At 60.6% G+C, this 9981-nt stretch carries 8 protein-coding genes and 1 tRNA gene; 2 read left to right on the forward strand and 7 right to left on the reverse strand.

Features of this window, described 5'->3' with window-relative positions; all coding sequences use genetic code 11:
• Window positions 1–82: 82 nt before the first annotated feature.
• From EWR20_RS11590 to EWR20_RS11605, 4 genes are all read right to left on the reverse strand, one after another.
• Window positions 83–1042 (reverse strand): 1-phosphofructokinase family hexose kinase, encoded by a 960-nt coding sequence (locus tag EWR20_RS11590; RefSeq protein ID WP_129360815.1) that lies wholly within the window; start codon window positions 1040–1042, stop codon window positions 83–85.
• Complete coding sequence (locus EWR20_RS11595) at window positions 1039–1830, reverse strand: DeoR/GlpR family DNA-binding transcription regulator (RefSeq protein WP_129360816.1); 792 nt, start codon at window positions 1828–1830, stop codon at window positions 1039–1041. The genes EWR20_RS11590 and EWR20_RS11595 overlap by 4 nt, the downstream gene beginning before the upstream one ends.
• Window positions 1831–2000: 170 nt before the next feature.
• Window positions 2001–2594 carry a histidine phosphatase family protein gene (locus EWR20_RS11600; protein ID WP_165001035.1) on the reverse strand — a complete coding sequence of 198 codons (594 nt, stop codon included), beginning with the start codon at window positions 2592–2594 and terminating at the stop codon, window positions 2001–2003.
• A gap of 90 nt (window positions 2595–2684) precedes the next feature.
• The gene (locus tag EWR20_RS11605) at window positions 2685–3620 is read right to left on the reverse strand and encodes a LysR family transcriptional regulator (RefSeq protein WP_129360818.1); all 936 of its coding nucleotides are present in this window, start codon (window positions 3618–3620) and stop codon (window positions 2685–2687) included.
• Between the two features lie 91 nt (window positions 3621–3711).
• Here EWR20_RS11605 and EWR20_RS11610 point away from each other — a divergent pair, with 91 nt between their 5' ends.
• Complete coding sequence (locus EWR20_RS11610; protein WP_129360819.1) at window positions 3712–4806, forward strand: TDT family transporter; 1095 nt, start codon at window positions 3712–3714, stop codon at window positions 4804–4806.
• Here the strand turns inward: EWR20_RS11610 and EWR20_RS11615 are convergent.
• From EWR20_RS11615 to EWR20_RS11625, 3 genes are all read right to left on the reverse strand, one after another.
• Window positions 4781–5704: an SDR family oxidoreductase gene (locus EWR20_RS11615; RefSeq protein ID WP_129360820.1), complete on the reverse strand. Its 924-nt coding sequence runs from the start codon at window positions 5702–5704 to the stop codon at window positions 4781–4783. The two genes, EWR20_RS11610 and EWR20_RS11615, sit on opposite strands and share 26 nt — an antisense overlap.
• Window positions 5705–5992: 288 nt before the next feature.
• Window positions 5993–6069: transfer RNA gene (locus tag EWR20_RS11620), tRNA-Thr, on the reverse strand.
• 131 nt (window positions 6070–6200) lie between these two features.
• Window positions 6201–7094, reverse strand: coding sequence for a DsbA family protein (locus tag EWR20_RS11625; protein ID WP_129360821.1), 894 nt, complete (start codon window positions 7092–7094; stop codon window positions 6201–6203).
• 155 nt (window positions 7095–7249) lie between these two features.
• On the opposite strand from EWR20_RS11625, the gene otsB reads away from it, so the two are divergent.
• Complete coding sequence (gene otsB / locus EWR20_RS13160) at window positions 7250–9715, forward strand: trehalose-phosphatase (protein WP_165001036.1); 2466 nt, start codon at window positions 7250–7252, stop codon at window positions 9713–9715.
• Window positions 9716–9981 lie beyond the last annotated feature (266 nt).

Genomic DNA, 9981 nt, shown 5'->3' on the forward strand with positions numbered 1-9981 from the left:
CTCTCCTTGATTTCGGTTTCCCCTGCCGACGTCTTGGCCTATTCGGGCCCGCTCAAAAGGGGTGGTACAAGTGCTGGGGCTTTCACCCGATTTTGGTGACGGTCACTTCTTCGGGCGTGGTGTCCTGGAGCGAAGGCACCTGTGTTCCGGGCAGCGATGCAGCCGCGGAGCCGTGGGCAACAGCTTGGGCCAGGCATTCGTGTGGGGCCTGTCCCGCCTCATCGGCCAAGAGGAATCCGGCCAGAGAGCAGTCACCTGCTCCGACGGTGCTTCGCGCCTTGATCGGTGCGTGCTGAGCGTGCCAGGCGCCTTGGGCGTTGACCAGAACGGCGCCCTTGGAACCGAGGGTCGCGAGTACGGATTCGACACCGCGATCCACCAGGTCCTGGGCCGTGCGGGCGGTTTCCGCGGGGTCCGATTCCAGGATCTCCCACGCGCCGGCCCGGCCAACCAGCTCGGCAAGCTCTTCAGAGTTCGGCTTAATCAGGTTGGGCAACCCGTCCTGGCCATTGAGGGTGTCACGCAGCGCGGCTCCCGAGGTGTCGACCGCGACGCGCGGCGCCTGAGCGCCGAGACCTTCCCGAACTGCTCGGGAAACTACCGCGTAATAGTCGCTGGGGACCCCGGGAGGCAACGAACCGGCCAGGACCAGCCAGCTGGCTCCCTTCGCTTCATTGATGAGAAGCCGGGTCAGCTCGCGTTGTGACCGCTCGTCGAAAGGGTCGCCAGGTGCATTGATCTTGGTCGTCGTACCGTCCGGTTCCGCGATGGTCACGTTGGTTCGGATGGGGTATCCGGTTGAGAGGTTCGAATACCTCACGTTGGCTTCGGTCAGTCCAGCGAGCACGGGATCACCGTCGTCTCCGGGCAGGACTGCGACCGTTTCCACGCCACTGACGCTCAGCGCACGCGCAATATTGACGCCCTTGCCACCGGGGTCCGCCACGGAGCGAGTCGCGCGGATGACTGTTCCCCGTGCCAATCCGGCCGGGATCTCGACGGTGCGATCAAGGCTGGGATTGGCTGTCAATGTAACGATCATGCGATGAGAACCTCTACGTTCGCTTCTTCGAGGGCGGCGGCCAAGGACCCTTCCGGTGCCTTGTCAGTGATGAGCGCGTCAATATCAGGCAGGCCCGCGAACCTCACGAGCGACTCCTGCCCGAATTTGGCCGAATCGCACAACAAGACCACGCGACGTGCGGAACGCACGATCGCGGTCTTGACGATTGCCTCGTTCAATCCAGGAGTCGAAAGCCCGAACTCTTCGTCGAGTCCGTTGACGCCGATCAGGGCGATATCTGGGCGGATGGTCGAAAAGTGTTCGGCGGCCCGGGTCCCCACGGCCGCCCAAGTCATCTTGCGCAGTTGCCCCCCGACCAGGTCGAGAACGATACCGTCGGCCTCTGCAAGTTTGACCGCGATGTGCAGTGCATGGGTGACGATGAGTCGGTCTGCGCCGGATTTGAGAGAAAAATCAGCGCTAGCGATCAGGTCGGCGAGGATTTCAGTTGTCGAGCCGGCGTCCAGGACCACGGCTCCGGCATCTGCATCCTGCAACAGCTGATATGCCCGGGAAGCGATGCGCTGCTTTTCGGGGGTATTGACGGTCTGCCGGGAGGAAATACTGGATTCCACGGCGGTGGACTGCTCAACGGTGACGGCCCCACCGTGCACACGGCGCAATTTGCCATCCGCTTCGAGAGCTGCAAGGTCACGGCGCACGGTTTCCATCGTGACGTCGTAGCGACGAGCCAATTCGGCACCATTCACTCGCCGGGCGCTGCTGACCAGCTTGGCGATCTCCGCCCGTCGTTCTTCAGCGAACATGGTGAAACACTCCCCGTGATGACAACGGGATGACCCCGTTTGTGCATTATTGATTTTATGTGGCATTAAGTGGTTCGGTCAACGGGAACAATTGCGATCGGTAGCGTTCACAGGAAAACGCACATCCCTGAATGGTCACCGATCGACCCTTCGGCCTGTGCCGCGGTCGTTCAGTTCAGGACCAACGACTCCGGGTCCCAAGCGAAGAGACCTTCGATGTCGACTTCGATCGGGGTCGCATTGGGAACGTGTTCCGTCCAATCTCCCGGCGTCGTCGCCAGAAGAACTCGACGGATGAGCGTTCCGTGGCTCACCACGAGCAGATTCTGGCCTGGATGCTGGAGGATGAGTTGCTTGAAAGCCTCTACACCTCTGCGGTAGACCTCCGCTTCCGGCTCGACACCATGGTAGAGATCTTGAGGATGGCGTGAGTCTTCGAAGCTCAGCACCTGCCCTTCGGCGTCTCCGTATGCACGTTCGATAACGCCCGGAACCGTTTCGATGTTGCTCAGTCCTACGTGCTGGCCGATGATCCGTGCGGTCTCCTGTGCACGGGACAACGGCGAGGCACCCAGGTAATTCCAGAACTCGCCCTGGTCGGCAAGATACTGCCCCGCTTCGTGTGCCTGCGCTCGGCCGGTGTCATTCAGCGGGATGTCAGAACTGCCTTGCATCTTTCCGGCTTTGTTCCAGTCGGTTTGACCATGCCGCACGACGACGAGCCGCCCGTTCAGCGCAGATTTTTCGGCTTGCTCTTGGCTCACGCCGACCCCTCCTATAGTTTGGTCCCGCTCGATCTTACCTGCGGTTGTGGGCTTGCGTGGATTTTTGTGTGGAGTCCAACGGATAATAGGTCATTTCGAAGCCACGGCCTCAGAATTCTCCGCGGCGGCCACCAATGAGCTGGCGAGCGCGGAAAGACTGTGCCCGCGCCGCCATATGGCCCGTATGGGACGCCCCACCTGCAGACCTTCGACATCGACGGCAACAAGAGGTTCGTCCATCGCTCTGAGAGGAAGAAACGCCGGTATCCCAGTCGCCCGCGCGGTCCTCCACATGGCCGACAGCGAGCCCACCTCGGCGGCCGGAGCGACCATGCCTGGAAGGGCTTGTTCCACGGCTCTTCGAGTTCCCGATCCGTTCTCTCGGAGAAGCACGGCTGTTTCTCTCACCCGCTGGAGGCTCGGCGGGGTCACGGCCCACGGATGTTCTGGCACGACGGCGAGCACAATGTGATCCCAAGCGACCGTACGGGCCGACAATTTGGTGTGCCACCGTGACTCCTCGCGGAGTATCTCCGCACTTCGTTCCCCGCCGGGCCGCTCGGGCGTCTCGATGAATCCGAGCTCGACGTCGGCCGAGGCCACGTCACGCATGACTTCGCGTGAATTCGCCGCGATCACATCGATTCTCACCGAGGGGTTTCTTCTGAGCATCTCTCCCGTCCAGGACGGCAGGTAGTGCTCGACCACCGTGTTACTGGCGGAGACTCTCAGCCGCTTGGATGCTCCTTCACGTGCCACTTCGACGCTCTCTGCCAGTGAACGAGCCTCTTCGAGCAGTCCAGCCGCGGCATCGAGCACGTTTCGGCCGGTCGCGGTCGTCGCAACCCCTCGGGGGGAGCGGACGAACATGTCGATTCCGAGGAGTCGCTCGGCGGCGCGGACCTTTGACGAAGCTGCCTGCTGAGTCATCCCCAAGGATCGCGCCGCGGCTCCGAGGCTGCCTCTTCGGTCCACCTCCTCCAGCAGAATCCACGCCGAGAGCTCGGGCAGGCGGTTCATGTTCATGGGTCCACCCTATCGGCTCACAACCCCAGCTTGTGAGCAGACAGCATTTTGGTCCCTACCGAGCCTGCGCCCCCGGCCTTAGGCTCGAAGCATGCTACTTTCCGCGCCACAAAAAGACATTGAAGGACGTCACGCCCCCCGCGCCACCAGGCCATCGCAGGCCGTTGTTCCGGCAGGTCCGGCTTGGTTCGGGGCCGTCATGGGCACCTCTCTGTTCGCGAATCTGACTCAGATTCATGGCGTACCCGGCGTCCCGATCGTACTTTTTGTCGCGGGATGGGTTCTTCTGGCGATACTCTCGATCGGATTCGTGCTGCGTTGCCTCCGTTCCCCCAGGACATTCAAGGACTCCTTTACCAAGCACTCGGAGGTCACCGCCTGGGGCATGGTTTCAATGGGCTATTTATCGGTCGGTTCCTCAACCCCTACCGTTCTGTCTTCCTGGATGCCGGGGCTCACCTCTGTCGCGTGGAGCGTCGACTGGGTGATGTGGACGATCGGCACGGCGATCGGTTTGGTCGCGGCCGTCGGGTTTGCGGCGAAACTCATGAAAGGCCACACGGAAAGCCCTCTGCCGGCGTGGGGGCTTCCGATCGTTGCACCGATGGTCACCGCGACGACGGGCGCACAGCTGGTCTCGCACGCCCACTCTCTGGTCGGCGCGGTATTCACCGGGGTCCTCTCGGGCGGCAGCTTCTTCGTTGCACTGTCCATGGGCATCGCAATTTTTGCCATTGCCTACGCACACGCGTGGAGGCAGGAGCCCCTGCCCTTGGCCGCCGCGGCCTCGGCTTTCATCCCACTGGGGATTGTGGGACAGTCCACCGCAGCGGCGCAGTCGCTCTCGACCGCCGCACAACCGCTTCTGCAGCCCGACGTCGTCGATGCATTGGCGCGCCTCGCCCACATCTACGGGGTCGTAGTGCTCGTTATTGGAATACCGGTTTTCCTGTGGGCCGCTTTCACGACATACCGCGGATTCGCCCGAGGAATGCCTTTCACGCCCGGCTGGTGGGCCATGACCTTCCCCGTCGGAACCTGCAGCCTCGGGACCCACCTCATGGGATGGGACGTCTTGTCCGCAGTACTATTGCTGGTTCTGGCGGCGCATTGGTGCGTCGCCGCGACGGGGACCGTCATGAACCTCGCTCGGGGTCTTTCTACGGAGATACCTGCCCGCCGTTGACGTTGAGCGTCTCACCGATGACATAACTGGATTCGGAAGATGCCAAGAACACGTAAGCGGGAGCCAGTTCGGTCGGTTGCCCCGCACGGCCGATGGGAGTGTTCTGGCCGAACTTCGGCAAAGCCTCCTTGGGCTGGCCGTCGCTGACCTGCAATGGGGTCCAAATCGGGCCGGGTGCAACCGCATTGACCCGTATGCCTTTCGGTGCCAGATCTTGGCTCAGCCCTTTGGAGAAGTTGTTGATGGCTGCCTTGGTGGATGCGTAATGCATGATGTGCGGCGATGGCTCATATGCCTGAATCGACGTCGAGTTCACGATCGAGGAGCCTGCCGGAAGGTACTTCAGGGCCTGTCGGGTGATACGGAACATCGCAAGGATGTTGACGTCGTACGTGGCTTCGAGTTCTTCGTCACTCAGCCCTTCGAGCCCTTCGGTCACGACCTGTTTTCCCGCGTTGTTGACCAATATATCCAGCCCGCCCAGCTTCTCGTGGGCCTCGTCGACCACGGTACGGCAGAATTCGTGGTCCAGCAGGTCGCCCGCCAAGAGATGGACGACGCGCCCTTCCTTCTCAAGAAGCTCCTTGATGTACTGAGCGTCCGTTTCCTCGTCGGGGAGATAATTCAGCGCGACGTCGGCGCCCTCGCGCGAGAAAGCGATCGCAACGGCCGCACCGATGCCCGAATCGGCACCGGTGATGAGCGCCTTTCGGCCTTCCAGGCGTCCCGTTCCACGGTAGGTTTTTTCTCCTCGATCCGCCTGAGGGATCAGTTCTGCATCCAGGCCGGGCTCCGGCTGGTGCTGCTTCGGCGGCTCGATCGTGGGGAAGCGAGTGACGGGGTTCTGGAATTCCAACTGATCTGTTGATGTGTGGTTCTGCGTATTCTGCTGAGTCATGGTTTCTCCTAGAGAGGTTATCCATTTGACGTACGCTTCCCCTCCATTCTAGGGCCGCAGGCCTAGCTGTCATCCTCATCTCTTGCCATTGCTCCTAACCACCCCCGCATTTCCTCAAGAAACGGGGCAAGGAACGGCAGCTCCGGGAACGCACCCTCTTGGACGTGCAGAAGCGGCCGCATCGACGCGATGCTGCCGCGGAGTATGAATGACCCTTTGCGGGACGAGGCTTCTAGCACATGCACAACGGGCCATGGATGGCTTTCGCCGTCCATGGCCCGTTTTCGGTGGAGCCCCCTGCCGGATTCGAACCGGCGACCCTCTGTTTACAAGACAGATGCTCTGGCCATCTGAGCTAAGGAGGCATGCGCCAAGGCGCCTGATTAGATTACCTGTCGGAACGCCCTATCCCAAACTGTGCATCATGGACGAGCATGGGGCGCGATGCCGAGCATTCGGCATCGCGCCCCACAAGCACCGTGAGCCTTCGCGGAGGTCAGCTTCCGCTCTTGGCTTTCTTGATGTTGTTGAGGAAATCGGTAAAGCTCTGACCGGTGAACTTGGTGCTGTCCACGTAGCTGGTCGGAGTTCCGGACAAGCCGTTTTCCTGGGACTCGGCAACAGTCACATTGACCATCGGCCGGTACTTGTTGGAGTCCAGGTCGTCCTTGATGTCGGCGCCATATTTGTCCGCCAGGTCCGCCAATTCCTTGTTGGACATTCCGCCCTGGCCCTGGTGGGAGAACATCTCCGCCTGCCAATCGAGGAATTTCTCCGGAGAGACCTGCTCGGCAACAGAATACGCGGCCATTGCAGCACGAGAGGAGTATTCGGTGCTGGTCTCCTGGTCCAAGAAGTTCAGGTTACGGATCTCGAGAGTGGCATCACCGTCGAGAACCTGCTTCTTGATCTCTTCGCCGTTGGCCTTTTCGAATTCGGCGCAGTGGATGCAGTTGTAGTCCTGGAAAATCGTCACGCGAGCAGGCTGGTCGTTTTTCTTAGCTTCGTCAGCGGTCGGCATGCCAACGGGCAGGGTCGTTTCCTTGCCCTTGGACTCATCATCCGGGGAGGCGGACGCCGAAGAGGTTTTCAGGTCGTTCACGTCTCGGGTGTCGACGTCGGAGGTGTCTTTCTTGATCCCGTCCTTCGTTACCACGATGCCTCCGTATTGGTTGGCGCTCGTGGGCACGGGCCCAGAATCCGGGATCTCGCCCTTCTTGTTGTGGGTGTACACGGCCGCAATGATGCCGATGATGAGCACCAGAACCACGACCACGCCGATTTGCCACCACAAGCGGGACGATTTTGAGGATCGTTTGCTTTGCTTTGCTGCGATTTGGCGCGCCTTTTCTCGCGCCTCGCTGCTCCGCGGCGAAGGAGAGGATGCCACGTGTTGCTCCCTGTTCGAATTGGACGGTACTTGTAATCGGAAATAGCCTAACGGAATTCCCTGAAAGGCCCGTCAATGTTTTCTCTTGCGAACTGCCCCTGTGCGGACGCGCAAGTGCGGATAGGCTAGACATAGATTGGTCGAAGGGAGAAGCCATGTGTCCGGTTGAAGATGCTATGAACGACGATGCCAGCCCTCGTCAAGGGCAGGAAGGCGACTACGACTTTGTTGTGGTGGCCAACAGGTTACCGGTGGATCGCACCGTGGACGACAATGGCGAGTCGAAATGGGGCCGATCCCCGGGTGGTCTAGTCAGCGCACTCGCTCCCGTCATGTCCTCACACACTGGGGCCTGGGTTGGCTGGCACGGAGCTGCCGATGAGGACCTCGAACCTTTTGATCACGATGTTTTCCATCTGGTTCCCGTGACGCTGTCCGAAGGTGAGGTTCGCCGGTACTACGAGGGCTTTTCCAATGCGACCATTTGGCCGCTCTACCACGACGTCATTGCCCAGCCTGAATTTCACCGTACGTGGTGGGATACATACCGGGCGGTAAATAATCGATTCGCTGAGGCCGCAGCCCGTAGCGCATCGCACAATGCCACGGTCTGGATCCAGGACTATCAGCTCCAGTTGGTGCCCGCGATGCTTCGGCATTTGCGCCCCGACCTGACGATCGGATTCTTTGACCACATACCTTTCCCGCCCTTGGAAATCTTCGCTCAGTTGCCGTGGCGCAAACAGGTTCTGACGGGCTTGCTCGGCGCCGATCTCTTGGGATTCCAACGCCCCGGAGACGCGTCGAACTTTCGCAGATGCTGCGACAAAATTCTCGGTGTGCAGTTCGACGGCGAACGCACGGAAGTGACCCAAACCCCTCAGGAACAGAATGAGGAGGAAAGCAACGAACGATTCCGACGGGCGTACACGAACGCGATGCCGAATGTGACATCCCGGCGGCGTGCCCGCAAGGAACGCTTGAACCGGGATCTGCCCACATGGATCACCCGGGCGACGTCATACCCGATTTCCATCGATGTCGAGGCCGTCACCGAGATGGCCTCACGACCGGCCACGAAGCGCCGGGCTCGCCAGATTCGCGAGGAATTGGGGAACCCCAAGACCGTCTATCTGGGCGTTGACCGATTGGACTACACCAAAGGTATTCGCCACCGTCTCAAGGCGTACGGCGAGCTCCTCAACGATGGTGACCTCACCGTCGAGAGTTCTGCGATGATTCAGGTTGCCAGCCCGTCCCGTGAACGGGTCGCCTCCTACATTGAGCTGCGAGAGCAGATCGAAGGCATGGTGGGACGCTTGAACGGACAGTTCGACACCATGTCCCATACTGCGATCCGGTATCTGCATCATGGATACCCCTTCGAAGAAATGATCGCTTTGTATCTGGCAACCGACGTTATGGTCGTTTCCTCACTCAGAGACGGCATGAACCTCGTAGCCAAAGAATTCGTGGTGAGCCATCTCGACCACACGGGAGCTCTGGTGCTCTCGGAATTCACCGGTGCGGCCGAGCAACTTCCCGATGCTATTCAGATCAATCCGCACGATATCGATGGCTTCAAAGAGGCGTTGTTGTATGCGAAAAACATGACGATCGAGGAACAACAGGATCGGATGAAAGGCATGCGCGAGCAGATCTTCGCACATGACGTGGAAGATTGGTCGACCCGCTTCCTCGAGGACCTCTCGCGAACCCGCGAAGACTACCTGGGCCCCGAGCCTGCCACGGACGAGATTCCGACTGTCGGCCACATCGACCGGGGGCATGGACCGTTCCCCACGCCAGCCGTCGAGCAGGAGCTCCAGCGCGCGGCTGTAACCGACAACCTCTTGGTAGCGATGGATTTCGACGGGACTTTGGCACCGTTTACAACCGATCCGGAGGAAGCCAGGGCGCTCCCCCTCTCTCAGACGGCCCTCGAAACTCTCGCCGGCTTGCCCGAGACGACGGTCGCTCTCATTTCAGGGAGGCCCTTGAGCTTCCTCAGAGAGACTGCAGACCCGCACAACAAGATGCTGCTGTCGGGTTCGCACGGCGCAGAATTCGATCTCTCCGCCGGGGGCCAGGAGTCACCCGAACTTTCGTTGACGGATGCGCAGAGGCACGCGTTGGAAGAGGCAACTCGAGCCGTGGAAGAGCTCGTCCGGAAGCACCCAGGTTCGGAGATCGAACACAAGCCGGCCGGGGTAGGTTTCCACACCCGAACCATGAACGACGACGCCGCTGCCCAGACGGCCGAGGCTGACGCGGTCAAGACCCTCAAGAACATTCCGGGGGTCAAGCTCACTCCGGGGCAGTACGTCGTCGAATGCGCCGTGCTCGAGGTCAACAAAGGCGACGCGATGGAGATCATCCGGGACTTCACGAAGGCCGATACGACGATCTTCGCTGGCGATGACCTGACGGACGAATACGCTCTGGGTGTTCTAGGGGCCGATGACCTAGGTATCAAGGTCGGACGGGCCGAATCCATCGCCCGGGTCCGGGTGACCGGCCCTGAGGCCATGTCGCACGCCCTGGCCCGTTTGGCACACCTGCGCAGGGCGCACGCGGAGAACCCTGATCGGCAGCACGGAACTTTGCCTGACCCTTCGTAGACGCCTTACGAACAAGAGGCCCCGGCGAACGCTTGTGACAGCGTTCGCCGGGGCCTCTTTCTCATGCCGTAGTGGAAATATAACGCGAAGGGCTCAGATTCTCACGTGCTGTCTAGCTCGCCCCTCAAGCAACAACCGCAAATGGTATGAGGGGTTCGGGTTCGTCCGTGCAGCCACCCCAGACCTCGAAGCAGGCATCCCACACATCCCCATGCACCACCCCACCACCCCACACCACCAAAAACCACGGTAACAAAAGAAAAAAA

Origin of the sequence: Rothia uropygioeca (assembly GCF_004136585.1) — a bacterium.
Classification (GTDB): domain Bacteria; phylum Actinomycetota; class Actinomycetes; order Actinomycetales; family Micrococcaceae; genus Rothia.

What these genes read in the sequence shown, in the direction of transcription:
- EWR20_RS11590 (WP_129360815.1), bottom strand. Translation starts at nt 1,042, where the DNA reads ATGATCGTTACATTGACAGCCAATCCCAGCCTTGATCGCACCGTCGAG.
- EWR20_RS11595 (WP_129360816.1), bottom strand. Translation starts at nt 1,830, where the DNA reads ATGTTCGCTGAAGAACGACGGGCGGAGATCGCCAAGCTGGTCAGCAGC.
- EWR20_RS11605 (WP_129360818.1), bottom strand. Translation starts at nt 3,620, where the DNA reads ATGAACATGAACCGCCTGCCCGAGCTCTCGGCGTGGATTCTGCTGGAG.
- EWR20_RS11610 (WP_129360819.1), top strand. Translation starts at nt 3,712, where the DNA reads ATGCTACTTTCCGCGCCACAAAAAGACATTGAAGGACGTCACGCCCCC.
- EWR20_RS11615 (WP_129360820.1), bottom strand. Translation starts at nt 5,704, where the DNA reads ATGACTCAGCAGAATACGCAGAACCACACATCAACAGATCAGTTGGAA.
- otsB (WP_165001036.1), top strand. Translation starts at nt 7,250, where the DNA reads ATGTGTCCGGTTGAAGATGCTATGAACGACGATGCCAGCCCTCGTCAA.